This window comes from uncultured Marivita sp. (genome assembly GCF_947488135.1).
Lineage (GTDB): Bacteria > Pseudomonadota > Alphaproteobacteria > Rhodobacterales > Rhodobacteraceae > Marivita.
In genome coordinates this window covers 644,285-661,356 of sequence record NZ_CANKYW010000002.1, presented here as the reverse complement: position 1 = coordinate 661,356, position 17,072 = coordinate 644,285, and the positions used below count along the sequence as shown (strand labels likewise).

15 protein-coding genes are annotated in these 17,072 nt (G+C 61.4%); 10 read left to right on the top strand and 5 right to left on the bottom strand.

Annotation, left to right across the window (positions count from 1 at the left end):
• Positions 1-11: 11 nt before the first annotated feature.
• A complete protein-coding gene (locus Q1B16_RS10290; protein ID WP_299787546.1) occupies positions 12-716 on the bottom strand; it encodes a hypothetical protein in 705 nt (234 codons plus the stop codon).
• Entirely contained in the window at positions 688-972 is a 285-nt protein-coding gene (locus Q1B16_RS10285) for a hypothetical protein (RefSeq protein WP_299787543.1), read from the bottom strand. Before Q1B16_RS10285 ends, Q1B16_RS10290 begins: the two co-directional genes overlap by 29 nt.
• A gap of 181 nt (positions 973-1,153) precedes the next feature.
• Between Q1B16_RS10285 and Q1B16_RS10280 the strand changes: the two genes are divergently transcribed.
• The 3 genes from Q1B16_RS10280 (at position 1,154) to Q1B16_RS10270 (ending at position 7,731) form a co-directional block, all read left to right on the top strand.
• On the top strand, positions 1,154-1,663 hold the full coding sequence (locus Q1B16_RS10280; protein WP_299787540.1) for a hypothetical protein: 510 nt from the start codon (positions 1,154-1,156) through the stop codon (positions 1,661-1,663).
• A gap of 196 nt (positions 1,664-1,859) precedes the next feature.
• Positions 1,860-3,650 (top strand): autotransporter assembly complex family protein, encoded by a 1,791-nt coding sequence (locus tag Q1B16_RS10275; protein ID WP_299787537.1) that lies wholly within the window; start codon positions 1,860-1,862, stop codon positions 3,648-3,650.
• 1 nt (position 3,651) lies between these two features.
• Positions 3,652-7,731 carry a translocation/assembly module TamB domain-containing protein gene (locus tag Q1B16_RS10270; protein WP_299787532.1) on the top strand — a complete coding sequence of 1,360 codons (4,080 nt, stop codon included), beginning with the start codon at positions 3,652-3,654 and terminating at the stop codon, positions 7,729-7,731.
• Here Q1B16_RS10270 and Q1B16_RS10265 read toward each other — a convergent pair.
• A complete protein-coding gene (locus tag Q1B16_RS10265) occupies positions 7,725-8,705 on the bottom strand; it encodes a zinc ABC transporter substrate-binding protein (RefSeq protein WP_299787529.1) in 981 nt (326 codons plus the stop codon). The two genes, Q1B16_RS10270 and Q1B16_RS10265, sit on opposite strands and share 7 nt — an antisense overlap.
• An 83-nt stretch (positions 8,706-8,788) precedes the next feature.
• Between Q1B16_RS10265 and Q1B16_RS10260 the strand changes: the two genes are divergently transcribed.
• The 7 genes from Q1B16_RS10260 (at position 8,789) to infB (ending at position 16,364) form a co-directional block, all read left to right on the top strand.
• A complete protein-coding gene (locus tag Q1B16_RS10260; RefSeq protein ID WP_299787526.1) occupies positions 8,789-9,265 on the top strand; it encodes a Fur family transcriptional regulator in 477 nt (158 codons plus the stop codon).
• Positions 9,262-10,005 carry a metal ABC transporter ATP-binding protein gene (locus tag Q1B16_RS10255; protein ID WP_299787864.1) on the top strand — a complete coding sequence of 248 codons (744 nt, stop codon included), beginning with the start codon at positions 9,262-9,264 and terminating at the stop codon, positions 10,003-10,005. The genes Q1B16_RS10260 and Q1B16_RS10255 overlap by 4 nt, the downstream gene beginning before the upstream one ends.
• Complete coding sequence (locus Q1B16_RS10250) at positions 10,002-10,808, top strand: metal ABC transporter permease (protein ID WP_299787523.1); 807 nt, start codon at positions 10,002-10,004, stop codon at positions 10,806-10,808. Before Q1B16_RS10255 ends, Q1B16_RS10250 begins: the two co-directional genes overlap by 4 nt.
• A gap of 133 nt (positions 10,809-10,941) precedes the next feature.
• The gene (gene rimP, locus Q1B16_RS10245) at positions 10,942-11,511 is read left to right on the top strand and encodes a ribosome maturation factor RimP (RefSeq protein WP_299787520.1); all 570 of its coding nucleotides are present in this window, start codon (positions 10,942-10,944) and stop codon (positions 11,509-11,511) included.
• 7 nt (positions 11,512-11,518) lie between these two features.
• Complete coding sequence (gene nusA, locus Q1B16_RS10240; protein WP_299787517.1) at positions 11,519-13,204, top strand: transcription termination factor NusA; 1,686 nt, start codon at positions 11,519-11,521, stop codon at positions 13,202-13,204.
• Between the two features lie 29 nt (positions 13,205-13,233).
• Positions 13,234-13,881 carry an RNA-binding protein gene (locus tag Q1B16_RS10235; RefSeq protein ID WP_299787514.1) on the top strand — a complete coding sequence of 216 codons (648 nt, stop codon included), beginning with the start codon at positions 13,234-13,236 and terminating at the stop codon, positions 13,879-13,881.
• Positions 13,878-16,364, top strand: coding sequence for a translation initiation factor IF-2 (gene infB / locus Q1B16_RS10230; RefSeq protein ID WP_299787511.1), 2,487 nt, complete (start codon positions 13,878-13,880; stop codon positions 16,362-16,364). Before Q1B16_RS10235 ends, infB begins: the two co-directional genes overlap by 4 nt.
• 68 nt (positions 16,365-16,432) lie before the next feature.
• Here the strand turns inward: infB and Q1B16_RS10225 are convergent, their stop codons facing one another.
• Together Q1B16_RS10225 and mutT are read right to left on the bottom strand one after the other, a co-directional pair.
• Positions 16,433-16,567 carry a hypothetical protein gene (locus Q1B16_RS10225; RefSeq protein WP_299787507.1) on the bottom strand — a complete coding sequence of 45 codons (135 nt, stop codon included), beginning with the start codon at positions 16,565-16,567 and terminating at the stop codon, positions 16,433-16,435.
• 106 nt (positions 16,568-16,673) lie between these two features.
• Entirely contained in the window at positions 16,674-17,072 is a 399-nt protein-coding gene (mutT, locus tag Q1B16_RS10220; RefSeq protein ID WP_299787504.1) for an 8-oxo-dGTP diphosphatase MutT, read from the bottom strand.

Here is a 17,072-nt window from a genome sequence, read left to right as displayed (position 1 = left end):
ACCAAAGCGGGTCAGAGCACCTCGATCACGTCCTTGTCGATGGCGAGCATATATCCCCGACGCGCGATGTTCTTGATAAGCAGTTCGCTGACCAGCTGATTGCCCAGCCCGTCGCGCAGCCGCTTGATCCGCGTGGCGCCCGCCGCTTCGTCGCAATCGACCTCGGACCGGCCCGAGATGATCGCCTCGATCTGCGCGCCTGACAGCAATTCGTCGTCAAGGCGGGCCTCGGCCAGAATCGAGATGGTTTCGATCATCGCATCAGTCAGTTTGAACCCCATCGTATTGAGGTAGACGGTGTTCTCCTCGCGGCTGACGATCAGCGAATTGACCTGAATGCCCGAGCGTTCGATCTGCGCCATGCGCCGGTTCAGGATCACGAGCATCACGAGAAATACCAACGCCGCTACGAGCATGGCGGTGGCAAAGACCAGAAGCACGAAGATGGTCGTCCGATACCCCGCCAGCGTATCGGAAAAGGCGGTGCCCGACTGCGCGAGGATTTCGAGCAGCTTGACCTCGGCCTGCGAGGTGAGATCGTCGTTTTCGACGAAAATCCGCTCTACCCGCGCGTTGAACGCATTTGCGTCGGGCAGGGTGAGGACAAGAAACACACCCGCCAGCACCAGAAGCGCCACGATCACGCTGATACCGATGACCACGATGCGGCTGCCGGAGCGGCGCGCGTCAGTAACGGAGGAAGTGAGGTCCGGCACTGTCTTTCCTTTCCGCAAGCCCGGTTTCATCAAAAACCGACACCACATTGAGCAGCGTCCAGCCCGCCTGTGCAAGCCGGGATTGTAACTGCTGTCTCGCAGAGGCGGGCGTGCAGGGATCCGAGATCTCGGCGACGCCGTAATGCAGGCGCAGAGGCGCGTCCTGCTTGGCCTTGTAATCGGCGTAGCAAGCGGCCTGCGCGGTGGCGGGCATGGCCAGGGCCGTAACGACCAGAATGGGAAGAATGTGTTTCATGCGCTCAACGTGCGGCGAAGTCGGGGGAAATTCAATAACGGCGGTGCCGCTATCGGATAACCGGGGGGCGATATTGTCTGACTCCCGAAGTCGAACCGAGATGGAGATACGAGCAAAGGCCAGATGGTCCTTGCGTATCACATCGCCCCACCGGCGTCAGACAGGGAAAGGAACCCCAACCATGTCACGCAAATTCATCGCGGCCGTTCTGGCCATATCCACAACGATCGCCGCATTCTCAGCCGCCCCCGCGCGCGCCGCATCGGAAGAGGACATCGCCCGATTGCTGGCCGGTGCCGCGACAGTGTTCATCATCGGCAAAGCGATCCAGAACGCGCGGGACGATGATCGCGACGACCGCAAAAAGGTCATCACGCAACATCGACCGAAACAGCAGTATTACAACCAGCAGTACTACAATCAAAAGTCCTACAAGCCGGTCCCCAAAGTGGTTCCGCGGAATTACGGCCGTCACGATCGTGCGACGGCACTGCCTGCCCAGTGCGTGCGTCGGATCGAAGGCGGGCGCGTGAACCGCGTTGTTCTGGACCGGTGTTTGCAGCGCAACAACTTCAGTTCCCGGTCCCTGCCCAATGCATGCCGCATGAATGTCGAAACACGTGGCGGGACCGCACGCGCTTACGCCCTGCCCTGCTTGCGGAACCGTGGATACACACTGGCGCGCAACTAAACCGCGCTGGAACCACGGCGGACCTTGGTCCTTGGTCCGCCGCACCTCGCACGCATGGTGACCCCAAGCCATGCGTGCCTTTTGTTGCATCGCTGCTGTGTCGTCCGAAATGTGATGAGATCGCCTCGGAACTCGTTTGCACGCGGAGTCGTTGGGCTGTTACGGTTAAAAAAACCAAAAACGAGGTTTAGGGCAAATGAACAGGTTGAAACGCACGATCCTGTGCGCGTCTCTGCTGGCAGCACCCGGGATCGGCGCGGCTCAGAACCTCGACCTCAATGTCTCGGGCGGAAGCGACGACCTTCGCAGCGAATTGAAAGATGCCATGTCGCTGTTCGCGTTGCAGGACAGCGAAAAGGCAACGCCGCAAGCTCTGATCGCGGCGGCGCAGGCGGATTACAGTCGGATCGTCGCTGCGCTTTACGATGGCGGGCGGTTCAGCCCGGTCGTGTCGATCCGGATCGACGGGCGCGAGGCGGCTGGCATTTCTCCGTTCGAGGCACCCGGCAGCATTGCCAATATCGTGATCGACATCGACCCCGGCCCACGGTTTCGCTTTGGTCGCGCAGAGATCGCGCCCTTGGCCGAGGGCACGGAACTTCCCGAGACATTTCAGACTGGCGCGCGTGCTGGAACGACACCGATCCGCGAAGCCGTGGATGCGGGCGTGTCGGGCTGGCGGAATGTCGGTCATGCCAAGGCGCGGCTAGACGAACAGCAGATCACAGCGGATCACCCCAATCGTGAACTGGATGTGCGGCTTGATCTTGCACCCGGCCCCCGCCTGCGTTTCGGCGATATCGTGGTGACCGGCAATGATCGCGTGCGCCGGACACGGATCCGCGAAATCGCCGGGCTGCCGCAAGGCGGAGTGTTCGATCCCGAAGAGATCTCCGAAGCCGAACGGCGTCTGCGCCAGACCGGCGTTTTCAGCTCTGTCGCCATTTCCGAAGCCGAGGATCCGAATGCAGACGGCACTCTGGACCTCGCCTTGCAGGTGGCGGAACAAAAGCCGCGCCGTTTCGGCTTTGGCGCCGAGATTTCGACGCAAGAGGGTGGCAAGCTCAGCGCGTTCTGGCTGCATCGCAATCTGTTTCAGGGTGCCGAGCGCCTGCGGATCGAGGGTGAGATCGGTGGGATCGGGACCGACGAGGACGAAATGGATTACTCGCTGATCCTGACCTACGGACGGCCAGCGACCTTTACCCCGGACACCGAATTCTACCTCACCGCCGAAATCGAACAACTGAACGAGCCCGGTTATAGCAGCAACCAGGCGAGTATTTCCTCGGGGCTCACACATCGGTTTTCAGACCAGTTAACAGCCACGTTCGGGCTTGGGTACCGGTACATCGACACCGATGACGCCTTTGGGGAGCGTGATTTTCAACTGTTGACCGCCAATCTTGGCGCGACCTACGATACGCGGGACAGTACGTTGAACCCAACGGGCGGGTATTACCTGTCGGCCACGGGAACGCCGTTCCTCGGGCTCGACGATACCGAAAGCGGGTTGCGATTCACATCGGATGCACGCGCATATTTCGGGTTCGGGGCCGAGGATCGTTTCGTTCTCGCCGGACGCGCGCAGATCGGGACGATCTGGGGACCGAGCCTTGAGGACACGGTACCAGACTATCTGTTCTATTCTGGCGGCGGCGGCACCGTGCGAGGTCAGGCCTACGAGTCTCTCGGCGTGACACTGGACAACGGTGAATTCACAGGCGGGCAGAGTTTTGCCGGCATCTCGGCCGAATTGCGGGCCAGCGTGCGCGAGAATATCGGTCTGGTCGGATTTTACGACGCCGGGATGATCACCGACGAAAGCGGCTTTGCCGGTGAAAGCGATTGGCACGCGGGTGCCGGCGTCGGACTTCGCTACAACACGGGGATCGGCCCAATCCGGGTCGACCTCGCCACACCTGTGACCGGCGACGAGGCCGGACAGGCATACGAGCTTTACATCGGTATTGGGCAGGCCTTCTGATATGCGCTTTCTTGCGACTCTTCTCTTAGTGCTGTGGTGGCCGGTGGTCAGCTTTGCCCAAGATGGCGACGACGATCCGGGCTATCTGGCTGGGTTGTTGCAGGACGCCCTTTCCGGGGCTGGACGCGATGTACGTATCCGCGGGTTCGAAGGTGCGCTATCGAGCGAGGCGTCGATTGAAGTGCTGTCGATTTCGGATGATACCGGCGAATGGTTCCGCGCAGAAAACGTCGTGCTCGATTGGAACCGCGCGGCGCTGTTGCGGGGGATCGTGGATGTCACATCGTTCACAGCCGAACGAGTCGTCGTTGAACGCGCCCCGGACGCAGGACCCGAGGTACCCAGCGCGGAGGCGGAACCGTTCAGCATTCCTGACCTACCGGTGGAAATTCGGATTGCGGAATTCGCCCTCAGGTCGGTCGAGCTTGGCGCGCCGCTCTTGGGTGAGGCCGCGACATTTGCCGTCAACGGATCGGCAAATCTGGCCGATGGCGGCGCGACGGTTGATCTGAACCTCGACCGCACCGACGGGGATGAGGCGCAGATCGCACTTGCAGCGAGCTATGATCCGTCTTCGCGGCAACTGTCCGTCGATCTGAGTGCCGAGGAAGATGCAGGCGGTCTGGCCGGTACCTTGCTGGGCATTCCCGGCGCGCCGTCTCTGGCGTTGACGGTGCAGGGCGAGGGCGCGGTCGACGATTTCGCCGCCGATATCGCTCTGGCAACAGACGACGAGCCGCGCATCACCGGAACGGTTGAAATCCTGGCACCCGCTGAAACCGGCGGCTGGGACGTGCGCGTCGATATCTCCGGCGATCCGACGCCGCTTCTGACCGAGGAAACACGGGATTTCTTCGGCACCGATATCGGGCTTCAGGCACGGGTCATCCGCGATGCGTCCGGCCGCACGGAGCTTCCGCAGTTCGATTTGACGGCCAATACCCTGTCGCTGACCGGCAGCGCCGTCGTATCCGAAACAGGCTGGCTCGAGACCTTGGACGCGGAAGGGCGGATCGCCAATCCGGATGGGGGACCGGTTGTTCTTCCCTTCGGCGGCGGTGACACACGCGTGGCCGAGGTGACGTTCGATGCCGCGCTCAATGGCGATCTGACTTTTGACGCGCGTGTCTCGGAGTTCGAAAACCCTGCGGCGCGCCTGGACGTGCTGACCCTGACCGGACGGGGCGAAATCGATCAGGCGAGCTTTGCCGAGGATGGGCAGCTTGGTTTGGACATCACCTGGGCCGCCGAGGATTTGGCGCTTGCGGATCAGGGCTTGGCAGATGCGGTTGGGCAGGATTTGTCGGGTGCGGCGCGGGTCGACTACCAGAGCGGACAGCCGATCCGCGTGACCGGTCTCGAGGCCAATGGCGAAGATTACGGGTTGAACGGGACGGTTACCTGGACCGCCGAGGATACCATGCCACTGTCGCTTGACCTGCGCGTCGTGGCCGAAAACATCGCGCGGTTTTCGGGCGCGGCCGGACGCGAGCTTGCCGGTCGGATCGAGGTTCAGGTCGATGGGACGGTCGCTCCGATCTCCGGTATTGCGGATCTGGTGATCGACGGAACAACGCTGGATGTGTCGGTGGGTCAGGATGTGGCGGACCGCCTTTTGGAAGGTGTCGGGTCTGCGCGGCTTGACGTGCGGCGCGACGAGACCGGCACAACCTTGCGCGAGGCGCGTGTGGTGACGCCGGCTGCGAATGTGCAGGCGGCAGGCAAGATCACAAGCGAGGACACCGCGCTTCGGTTCAATGGTCGGGTGAGCAATCTTGAAAGGGTCTATCCCGGTGAAGCCGATGGTGCCGCGCAGTTCAACGGCGCTGTTTCCCTGTCCGGGACAACGTTGCGCAATTTGGAGATTACGGCTGATCTGTCGAACCAGACCCAGCCGGTGCGCCTGCCTTTCGCGGGAGGGATGCAGCTTGACGCCGGGGTGGTAGATATCACCGCCACCGGCGGCCTGGATGGGTCGTGGGATGCAGAGATCGAAGTCACCGATCTGCAATCTCCCCAAGTGTCTGCGTCCACGATCGCCCTCACCGGTGACGGCGCGATTGCGCAGAGCGAGAGAGGTGGGCTGGTATCCGTCGGTGGCGATTTGCGCGTGAACGGGGCAAATTTGCGACTTGCCGACGCGCGGGTGGCACAAGCCATTGGCGCGTCACCGGCAATAACTGGGCGATTTGACTGGTTGCAGGAAAGCGAACGGCTGACGCTCGAGGCGTTCCGACTGGATACAGGCGCATTGAACGCCACAGGATCGGCGACCGTTTCGCAGGCTCTGAGCGCGCCAGATGCGGAATTTGCAGTCTCGCTTGTGGCGGACAGCCTTGCGCCCTTGTCCGCTCTGGCCGGACAACCGTTGCGCGGCAGTGCAAACATCGATGTGAGCGGCACTTATCAGGATAGCGGGACGTTCGATGTGAGCGCCTCCGGGCAGGGCTCGGGTCTTGGCATCAACAATGCCACGGTCGACCGGTTGCTCGCCGGAGTGACGCGCTTCGAATTCGGTGCCAGTGGCGAGAATGGCACGCTAGGCACCCTGTCTGCGGATGTTCAGAATTCCGAGATTTCGGCACAGGTAAACGGGCCGTTGAGCAATCTGGATATCTCGGCCCGTCTTGCCAATGTCGGGTTGATCGCGCCGGATTTTCAGGGCGCGCTGGTGGTCGATGGGGCGGTTCAGCAACGCAGCGATGGCTACGGCGTCGATATCGATCTGGACGGGCCAGGCGGGACGACTCTCGCCGTTGATGGAACCGTTGCGAATGGTGGTACTGCGAACCTGTCGATTGACGGGTCTGCCCCCTTGGGTCTTGCCAATGTCTTCATCACGCCGCGACGCCTGAACGGTCAGGCCAATCTTGATCTCACCCTTTCCGGGCCACTTGGCCTGGAGAGCCTGTCGGGCACGGTCACCCCGCAAGGGGCGGAATTCAGCGCGCCAACGCTCGGGATCATCCTCGCGCCCATCACCGGTCAGATCCAAATGGCAAATGGCGCGGCACAGCTTGGGCTGTCGGCGCAGGGCAATAACGGCGGAAGCGTGGACGTGAACGGGCGGCTCGGTTTGAGCGGCTTTGACGCCAATATCACCGCAACGCTGCGGCAATTCGGTATCCGTGATGTCGATCTCTATGACACAAGCATCGACGGCACCGTTTCCCTGAACGGTCCGATCGGGCGCGATCTGCTGATCAGCGGGGATCTGAGGCTGAACGAAACCGAAATTCAGGTGCCCTCTTCTGGTGTATCGGCCTTGGGAGAGATCCCACCGATCGATCATCTGGGCGCGACGCGACCCGTGATGCGCACGCTTGACCGGGCGGGGATCAATGGCTCCGCCGAAGAAGAGGTCGCGGCAGAGCGCGGACCGTCGAGCACCCGGCTTGACCTGTCACTGACGGCGCCGGGCCAGGTGTTCGTGCGCGGTCGCGGGCTGGATGCCGAACTGGCCGGGTCCTTGCGCTTGACCGGGCCTACGTCGGACATCATTCCGCAAGGTGGGTTCGAGCTTGTGCGCGGGCGGTTGGATATCCTGAACCAACGCTTCGTCCTGGACGAAGGACGCATTCAGCTAAGCGGCAGTTTCAATCCGATTTTGCGTTTCGTTGCATCGACCGATGCCAACGGGATTACCGTGAGCATCATTCTCGAAGGGCCGGCGTCGTCGCCTGACATCTCCTTCACCTCGACCCCGGAACTGCCCGAGGACGAGGTGCTTGCGCAGCTTCTTTTCGGGCGCAACCTGTCGAACCTGTCGGCCTTGCAGGCGCTTGAGCTTGCCAACGCGGTCGCCACCTTGGCCGGGCGCGGCGGCGTTGGCATTTTGTCCCGCCTACGCGATGGGTTCGGGCTCGACGATCTTGATGTAAGTCAGACCGATGATGGCGGGACGGCCGTACGGGCGGGCAAGTACATTTCCAACAACGTCTATTCCGACGTGGTGGTCGAAAGCGGCGGGCGGACCGAGATCAATCTCAACCTTGATGTGACCTCCGACATCACCGCCCGCGGAAGCGTGGACAACACTGGCAATTCGTCGCTCGGAATTTTCTTTGAACGCGACTACTGAAGACAGGTCTCGAACCGGGTGGCCATATCGTTGATAAGGTCTGGATAGAACGACGCGCCCGGTTCCAGCGCAACGCCCAGCGGATCGAGTTCGACAGACCGTGCTTCGGTCCCGTCAATCACCGTCTGCACGAGGCCGTCGCTGTATTGCGGTTCGGAGAAGACGCAAACAATTCCGGTCTCGCGGATCCTGGTCTGGATCTCGGCCACGTGCGACGGGCTTGGCGGCACGGCATCGCTCAGGGAGAGCGCACCGGAGGCTTTGAGGCCGAAGCGTGTCTCGAAATACTGGTAGGCGTCGTGGAAGACGATGAAAGGACGATCCTGAAACGCAGAGAGCCGCTCCTGCGCATTTTCAACAGCCGTTTCGATTTGCTGGACGGCAGAGGCCGCATTTGCCTTGTAGGTGTCGGCGTTCTCGGGAGCTCGCTCTGCAAGAACCTCGGCGATGTGGGTCACCCAGGTTTGCGCGTTCTGCGGATCGAGCCAGGCATGGGGATCGGTGCCGGAATGATCGTGGTCGTGCCCCTCTTCCGCGTGGTCGTCATGCCCGTGATTGTCGTGGTCATGATCGTCGTGACCGTGATCGTCGTGACCGTGGTCATCTTCCTGCGAAGAGAAGGATTCAATATCGCGGGACGCAAGGCGGCGGGATGCGTCGAGATCAAGAAGCGCGACGTGCTGCGCCGTTTCCCCGAGCGTCTCGATCGGGTCGTGGAGCCAGGGGCTCAGTTCCTCGCCGACCCAGAACACGACATCCGCGTCCTGCAAGGCAGCGGCGACCGATGGGCGCATGGCGTTCGAATGTGGGCTGGTACCCGGTTCGATCATCATGGACGGCGCGCCCAGATCGCCCATGACCATCGACGCCAGACCATGTATCGGAGCAATATCGGTGACGACCTTCGGCACATCCGCCCATGCGGATTGTGTGAAAACAGCGGTGGAGGCGACAAGGCAAATACTGCGGAGCATCTTTGGTATCCTGACACTGGGTGATTCTAAGACTTGCCATGTGTAATGTAATATCATAACACTTTCGTCAAACGGAGATTGACGTGCCCACTGTCGGATTCGCAAAACATGACCACAGCATGTGCATCACGCAGGTGGTACGTGAGGTGGAAGCAAAATGCGCCGCTGCCCGGCTTCAGTTGACGCCGGTTCGGCGACGTGTGCTCGAGATCCTGTTGCGGGGTCATCAGGCGATGGGGGCTTACGACATCCTTGATGTGCTGCGCCGCGAAGGGCTGGGATCGCAGCCGCCAGTGGCCTATCGCGCGCTCGATTTCCTCGTGAAGCACGGCTTCGCGCACAAGATCGAAAAGCTGAATGCCTTTGTAGCCTGTATCCATCCGGGTGAGGACCACGCGCCCGCCTTTTTGATCTGTCGCGATTGCAACGGGGTGGCCGAAGCGCAGGGCGCGCGTGTCGCGCTCGACGAGAGTACGCGCGACACCGGCTTTTCGATCGAAAGCACCACCATCGAATTCGAGGGGTTATGCCCGAATTGTCAGACCGGGCCCGCGACATGAGCCTGATCGAAGCGCGCGACGTGACCGTTCGATTGGGCGGAGCGACCATCCTGTCTCATGTGTCCCTGACCATCCGCCCCGGCGAAATCGTCACGATCGTGGGTCCGAACGGATCGGGAAAATCGACCCTGTTGAAGACGCTTCTGGGCGCGGTGACGCCGACGCAGGGACAGGTGATCGCGCGACCGGGGCTGCGGGTGGGGTATGTGCCGCAGAAGCTGCATATCGACCCGACCCTGCCCCTGCCCGTCCTGCGGTTCCTGAGCCTGCCGAAAGCGGTGCCGAAGACGCTCGCGCGCAAGTCGCTCGAGCGTACCGGGGTTGCGGCATTGGCAGATCGTCAGGTCGCGGATTTGTCCGGTGGGCAGATGCAGCGGGTGCTTCTGGCGCGCGCGATCCTGAACGACCCGGAGGTGCTGGTGCTGGACGAGGCCACGCAAGGGTTGGACCAAAGCGGGTCCGCCGCCTTTTACCGACTGATCGAGGACTTGCGCGGAGACCTCGGCTGCGCGGTTCTCATGGTGAGCCACGAGCTGCATGTTGTAATGGCCGCAAGCGACCGGGTGATTTGTCTGAACGGGCATGTCTGTTGCGAAGGCGCGCCCGAGCATGTGGCGAGCGCCCCGGAATACCGCGCGCTGTTCGGGACAGGCACCCAGGGTGCGCTGGCGCTCTATCGTCACGAACACAACCATTCGCATGATCACGCACATGACCACCCGCATGAGGCGGCTGAATGATTCTGGACAGTTTCATCTGGCGCGCAGCGCTTGCCGGTGTCGGCGTTGCCTTGGCGGCAGCTCCGCTTGGGTGTTTCGTGGTTTGGCGACGGCTTGCCTATTTCGGCGACGCGACGGCCCATGCGGCTATTCTGGGTGTTGCCCTGGCGCTTTCGGCAGGCCTTCCGGTCTTTCTCGGGGCTTTGGTGATCGCGCTGGCAATGGCGTCTCTGGTGGCGTCCCTGTCGGGGCGCAATGTCGCGATGGACACGCTGCTCGGGGTGTTGGCGCACAGCGCTCTGGCCATCGGGATTGTGGCCGTGTCTTTCCTTGACGGGGTACGCATCGACCTGATGGCGTTCCTCTTTGGCGATATTCTGGCAGTGAGCCGGATGGACCTGGCGGTTATCTGGGGCGGGGCCATGGCGGTCGTCGGCTTGTTGGGATGGCGCTGGTCCGCCTTGCTGACTGCGACGCTCAACGAGGATCTGGCGCGCGCGTCGGGCATTGATCCACAGCGCGAGAAATTGATCCTGACTTTGACTCTGGCGGTGGTGGTCGCGGTGTCGATCAAGGTCGTCGGCGTTCTACTGATCGGAGCGATGCTGATCGTGCCACCGGCCGCCGCGCGCGTGTTCGCGAAGACGCCGGAACAGATGGCGGTCCTGGCGGGAGGGATCGGAGTGACCTCGGCGTTGGGCGGGCTGGCCGCTTCGTGGCACTTGGACACGCCCACCGGACCGACCATCGTTTCGGTGGCCGCTGCGATCTTTCTGGCCTGCACGATATTCGGGTTGATCCGTCGGACCCGACAACAGGCCTGAGGAAACCCCTTGCAGACTCGGGGAACGCTCCGTATATGCACCTCAACAGCGGCGTGTTGGCTTCGGTCGGCACCCACCGAATTCTTCAACGGGCCGCGCGCCCGTTTTTTTGTGTCTGGAGCACTGCACGACAATGTCTGACCTGATCGCAAAAGCCGCGATGGACCGACGTCTGGCCGAGATCGTCACCCCTGTCATCGAAGACATGGGGTTCGAACTGGTGCGCATCCGTCTGATGAGCGGCAAGACCGCCACCTTGCAGATCATGGCCGAACGTCCCGAGGGCGGGATCGAAGTGGACGAATGTGCCGCCATAAGTACGGCGGTGAGCGCAACACTGGATGTCGAAGATCCGATCCTCGACACGTATACTTTGGAAGTCTCCTCGCCGGGGATCGACCGGCCTTTGACGCGTCTCAAGGATTTCGAGACCTTTGAAGGCTATGAGGCGAAGATCGAGACATCCGAGCTGATCGACGGGCGCAAGCGCTTCAAGGGTGTGCTGGCCGGGGTCGAGGGCGACGAAGTGCTGATCAATCTCGATGAGGGCACGGTCGGTCTCAAGTTCGACTGGCTGACCGACGCGAAGCTGGTCCTGACGGACGAGCTGATCAAGGAAATGCTGAAGGCGCGCAAGGCCCAAGGCTTTGACGAGAAACAATTTGACGACGTGATTGAGGCCGAAGGGCCCGAAGAGGAGTAAGAGACCGATGGCAATCACCTCCGCCAACCAGTTGGAACTGTTGCAGACCGCCGAAGCGGTCGCGCGCGAAAAGATGATCGACCCCGGGTTGGTCGTCGAAGCGATGGAAGAAAGCCTCGCCCGTGCAGCGAAGTCGCGCTACGGGTCCGAAATGGACATCCGCGTGTCGATCGACCGCAAGACGGGACGGGCCAAGTTCACGCGCGTGCGCACCGTGGTCGAGGATGAAGAGCTCGAGAACTACCAGGCGGAGTTCACCACCGAGAGCGCAAAGCCCTATTTCATGGCACCCAAGCCCGGGCAAAACGCAGTCTGGATGCGCGATGGCGCGCCGATCACAGAATTCTCCGGCACGGCGCAGGTAGGCGACACGTTTGTCGAGGAAGTGCCCCCGGTCGAGATGGGCCGTATCGCCGCGCAATCCGCCAAGCAGGTGATCCTGCAAAAGGTGCGCGAAGCCGAACGCGACCGTCAGTACGAAGAGTTCAAGGATCGCGCGGGTACCATCATCAACGGCGTGGTCAAGCGCGAGGAATACGGCAACGTCATCGTCGATGTGGGCCGGGGCGAAGGTATCCTGCGCCGCAACGAGAAGATCGGCCGCGAAAGCTATCGCAACGGCGACCGCATCCGCTGCTACATCAAGGATGTGCGCCGCGAAACGCGTGGACCGCAGATCTTCCTGTCGCGGACGGCGCCCGAATTCATGGCCGAGCTGTTCAAGATGGAAGTGCCGGAAATCTATGACGGCATCATCGAGATCAAGGCTGTTGCCCGTGATCCGGGCTCGCGCGCGAAGATCGCCGTTATCTCTTATGACGGGTCGATTGATCCCGTGGGTGCCTGCGTTGGTATGCGCGGCAGCCGCGTTCAGGCCGTCGTGAACGAGCTTCAGGGCGAAAAGATCGACATCATCCCGTGGAACGAGGATGTGCCGACCTTCCTGGTGAACGCGCTTCAACCTGCCGAAGTGAGCAAGGTGGTTCTGGACGAAGACGCCGAGCGCATCGAAGTCGTCGTTCCCGACGAACAGCTGTCGCTGGCGATTGGTCGCCGCGGTCAGAACGTGCGTCTGGCGTCGCAACTGACCGGGCTCGACATCGACATCATGACCGAGGAAGAAGAATCGGCGCGGCGTCAGAAGGAGTTTGAAGAACGCACGCAGCTCTTCATGGACACGCTGGACCTCGACGAGTTCTTTGCCCAGCTTCTGGTCGCCGAAGGCTTCACCACTCTGGAAGAGGTCGCCTATGTCGAACTCGACGAGCTTCTGGTGATCGACGGTGTGGACGAGGCGACGGCAGAAGAGCTTCAGACCCGTGCCCGCGAGAACCTCGAGGCACAGGCGAAAGCGGCGCTCGACAATGCCCGCGCTCTGGGTGCGGAAGACAGCCTGATCAATTTCGAAGGCCTGACACCGCAGATGATCGAAGTGCTGGCCAAGGACGGGGTCAAGACGCTCGAAGATTTCGCGACCTGTGCGGATTGGGAGCTGGCCGGTGGCTGGACGACCGTCGATGGCGAGCGTCACAAGGACGAAGGTCTGCTCGAGCCCTTCGATATGTCTCTGGAAGAAGCGCAGCATCTGGTGATGACCGCGCGCGTGCTTTTGGGCTGGGTCGATCCGACCGAGCTCGAGGAAGAAGACGCCGAGGGTGACGATCTCGAAGGTATGGAAGAAGAGCAGGCCTGACCTGCGCACAACAAGGGACGACGACACACGTGGCACGAGGTGGAAAAGACAAGGATCGGGAGAGCGGACCGGAACGCAAGTGTGTTGCGACCGGAGAGGTGCGCCCGAAATCCGAACTGATCCGCTTTGTCATCGGTCCCGAAAACCAGCTTGTTCCCGACCTTGCAGGCAAACTGCCGGGTCGGGGCATCTGGGTGACATCGACACGCGCTGCTCTTGAAACCGCGATAAAAAAGAACATCTTTCATCGTGCGGCAAAAACGCAGTTGCGCCTTTCGGAAACGCTGGTCAGCGATCTCGAGCAGCAGCTTGCACGCCGAGTTGTCGATCTGATAAGTCTCAGCCGCAAATCCGGTGTGGCCGTCTCGGGCTATGAAAAGGTCAAGGACGCCTTGTCCAAGGAAACCGCCGAAGTGCTTTTGCAGGCGGAAGACGGATCGAGCCGCGGAAAATCGAAACTCAGCACGCCGCATTACGGCCATTACATTGGTTGGCTTACGGCAGACGAGCTTGGAATGGCCTTCGGGCGACAAACTGTGATACATGCCGCGCTTGGCGCTGGCGGACTCACGCAACGTGTTGTAGAGGAAGCCCAAAGATTGAAGGGCTTTCGCATCGGAACGTCTGATGCAAAGACAGCGGCAGGGGCCGCTGGGAAGGAAAAAAGAGCTAAATGAGCGATAACGACGGCAAAAAGACATTGGGTTTGCGCGGCGGCGGTCCCCGTTCCGGGAACGTGAAGCAGAGCTTTAGCCACGGGCGTACCAAAAACGTCGTGGTGGAGACCAAGCGCAAGCGCGTTGTGGTGCCGAAACCCGGCGCGTCCAAATCCACATCGGATGGATCGGCAAGCGCCGCTGTGGCTGCCGCAGGCAGCAAACGGCCGGCAGGCATTTCCGATGCCGAGATGGAGCGCCGTCTGAAAGCGCTCCAGGCCGCCAAGGCCCGCGAAGGTGAAGAAGCCGCCCAGCGCGAAGCCGAAGAAAAGGCCCGTGCGGAAGAACGCGAGCGGATGCGCGCCGAAAAAGAGGCCAAGGAGCGCGAACAGCGCGAGGCCGAAGAGCGCGCACGCCAGAAAGCCGAGGACGAAGAGCGCAAAGCACGTGAGGCGGCTGAAGCCGCCAAGCAGGCTGCTGCGGGACCAGTCGAAACCCCGGCCGCGCGTCAACCTTCGGGTGGGCCCAAGCCGTCGCAAGCCGCACCGCGCAAGGTTGATCGCGAACGCGAAGATCGCGGTCGTCGCAAGGGCGACGATTCCGAACGCCGTTCCGGCAAGCTGACGTTGAACCAGGCTCTGGGCGGCGAAGGTGGACGTCAGAAATCCATGGCCGCTATGAAGCGCAAGCAGGAGCGTGCGCGTCAGAAAGCCATGGGCGGCAGCCAGCCGCGCGAGAAGGTTGTGCGCGAGGTCAAGCTGCCCGAGGCAATCACGGTTGCGGAGCTGGCAAATCGGATGACCGAAAAGGTCGGCGACGTTGTGAAGGCGTTGATGAACAATGGCATCATGGCCACGCAGAACCAGACCATCGATCAGGACACGGCAGAGCTCATCATCGAAGAGTTCGGTCACAAGGTGACCCGCGTTTCCGACGCGGATGTGGAAGACGTCATCAAAGAGGTCGAAGACAATCCGGAAGACCTGAAGCCACGTCCTCCGGTCATCACGATCATGGGTCACGTCGACCACGGCAAGACGTCACTTCTCGACGCGATCCGCGATGCCAATGTCACGTCTGGCGAAGCTGGCGGGATCACGCAGCATATCGGCGCCTATCAGGTCACGACCAAGGACGGTGCTGTCCTGTCGTTCCTCGATACCCCGGGCCACGCGGCGTTTACGTCGATGCGGTCTCGTGGCGCCCAGGTGACGGATATCGTTGTCCTGGTGGTTGCTGCGGATGACGCGGTGATGCCGCAGACCATCGAAGCGATCAACCACGCGAAAGCGGCCAAGGTGCCGATGATCGTGGCGATCAACAAGATCGACAAGCCGGATGCGAACCCGACCAAGGTGCGGACCGACCTGCTTCAGCACGAAGTGATCGTCGAAGAAATGTCGGGCGATGTGCAGGATGTCGAAGTCTCGGCCATCTCGGGTCAAGGCTTGCCGGAATTGCTCGAAGCCATCGCGCTTCAGGCGGAGATCCTCGAACTCAAGGCGAACCCGGATCGGGCCGCCCAGGGTGCCGTGATCGAAGCGCAGTTGGACGTGGGCCGCGGTCCGGTCGCGACGGTTCTCGTTCAAAACGGCACGCTGCGTCAGGGCGATATCTTCGTCGTGGGCGAGCAGTACGGTAAAGTGCGTGCGCTGATCAACGACAAGGGCGAGCGCGTCAAGGAAGCGGGACCGTCAGTGCCTGTCGAGGTGCTTGGCCTGAACGGCACGCCCGAAGCGGGCGACGTTCTCAACGTGACCGAGACCGAAGCGCAGGCGCGCGAGATCGCGGAATACCGTGCCAATGTCGCCAAAGAAAAGCGTGCCGCGGCTGGCGCTGCGACGACGCTTGAGCAACTGATGAAGAAGGCGAAGGACGACGAAAACGTCTCCGAGCTTCCTGTGCTGGTCAAAGCAGACGTTCAGGGTTCCGCCGAAGCGATCGTGCAGGCCCTGGAAAAGGTCGGCAACGACGAGGTGCGCGTACGCGTTCTGCACTCTGGCGTGGGTGCCATCACCGAAACCGATATCGGCCTTGCCGAAGCGTCGGGATGTCCAGTGATCGGCTTCAACGTGCGTGCCAACGCGTCTGCGCGCAATACGGCGAACCAGAAGGGCGTGGAAATCCGCTATTACAGCGTGATCTATGACCTCGTGGACGACGTGAAAGCGGCTGCATCCGGCCTGCTCAGTGCCGAGATCAAGGAGACCTTCATCGGGTACGCCGAGATCAAGGACGTCTTCAAGGTGTCCAACGTCGGCAAGGTTGCGGGTTGTCTCGTCACCGAAGGTGTGGCCCGCCGTAGCGCCGGTGTGCGCCTGCTGCGGGACAACGTGGTGATCCACGAAGGCACTCTGAAGACCCTCAAGCGGTTCAAGGATGAAGTTTCTGAGGTTCAGTCCGGTCAGGAATGCGGTATGGCCTTCGAGAACTACGAGGACATCCGCCAGGGCGATGTGATCGAAATCTTCGAGCGCGAGGAAGTCGAACGCGCGCTGGACTGATATCCAATCTCCGAAAACGGAAAAGGGCAGCGTCACCGCTGCCCTTTTTCTTTTGCCGATCGCCGCATTCAGCCGGCTGTGAGAACCGGCAATCCGGTGAAGATCCTGTTACCGACGCGTACGGAAATACGCCCGTCCGGCAGGGTCTTTTCAAGAATGCCCTGAACGGACATGCAGCTTCCGATGATGATGGTTTTCAACACGTCAAATCTCCCCCAAGGCCTGACACGCACCTGTTAAAATGCTGGGAAATTCTTGGCCAGAGCAAATCATCCGAGAGCGCATGATTTCCTACGAAAGTCGGCTTTTCTAAAGCCAGTCCCGCAGGATCGGGATCAGCGGAATGTCGGCCGGGGGCATCGGGTAGTCCCTGAGTTGGTTTGCCCGCACCCATTTCAACGCCTGACCCTCTTTCGATTCGGGAGTGCCCTTCCATTTGCGGCACGCAAAGAGCGGCATCAAAAGATGGAACGTCTCGTAACTGTGCGAGGCGAAGGTCAGCGGCGCCAGGCAGCTTTCCCACGTGTCGATGCCAAGTTCTTCGTGCAATTCGCGGATCAGGGCCTGCTCGGGCGTCTCGCACGGTTCCACTTTGCCGCCGGGGAATTCCCATAGGCCCGCCATGGACTTCCCTTCGGGGCGTTGTGCCAGAAGGATGCGCCCATCGGGATCGATGAGCGCGACGGCAGAAACCAGGACAATCTTCAC

What these genes read in the sequence shown, in the direction of transcription:
- Q1B16_RS10285 (WP_299787543.1), bottom strand. Translation starts at nt 972, where the DNA reads ATGAAACACATTCTTCCCATTCTGGTCGTTACGGCCCTGGCCATGCCC.
- Q1B16_RS10280 (WP_299787540.1), top strand. Translation starts at nt 1,154, where the DNA reads ATGTCACGCAAATTCATCGCGGCCGTTCTGGCCATATCCACAACGATC.
- Q1B16_RS10275 (WP_299787537.1), top strand. Translation starts at nt 1,860, where the DNA reads ATGAACAGGTTGAAACGCACGATCCTGTGCGCGTCTCTGCTGGCAGCA.
- Q1B16_RS10270 (WP_299787532.1), top strand. Translation starts at nt 3,652, where the DNA reads ATGCGCTTTCTTGCGACTCTTCTCTTAGTGCTGTGGTGGCCGGTGGTC.
- Q1B16_RS10265 (WP_299787529.1), bottom strand. Translation starts at nt 8,705, where the DNA reads ATGCTCCGCAGTATTTGCCTTGTCGCCTCCACCGCTGTTTTCACACAA.
- Q1B16_RS10255 (WP_299787864.1), top strand. Translation starts at nt 9,262, where the DNA reads ATGAGCCTGATCGAAGCGCGCGACGTGACCGTTCGATTGGGCGGAGCG.
- Q1B16_RS10250 (WP_299787523.1), top strand. Translation starts at nt 10,002, where the DNA reads ATGATTCTGGACAGTTTCATCTGGCGCGCAGCGCTTGCCGGTGTCGGC.
- rimP (WP_299787520.1), top strand. Translation starts at nt 10,942, where the DNA reads ATGTCTGACCTGATCGCAAAAGCCGCGATGGACCGACGTCTGGCCGAG.
- nusA (WP_299787517.1), top strand. Translation starts at nt 11,519, where the DNA reads ATGGCAATCACCTCCGCCAACCAGTTGGAACTGTTGCAGACCGCCGAA.
- infB (WP_299787511.1), top strand. Translation starts at nt 13,878, where the DNA reads ATGAGCGATAACGACGGCAAAAAGACATTGGGTTTGCGCGGCGGCGGT.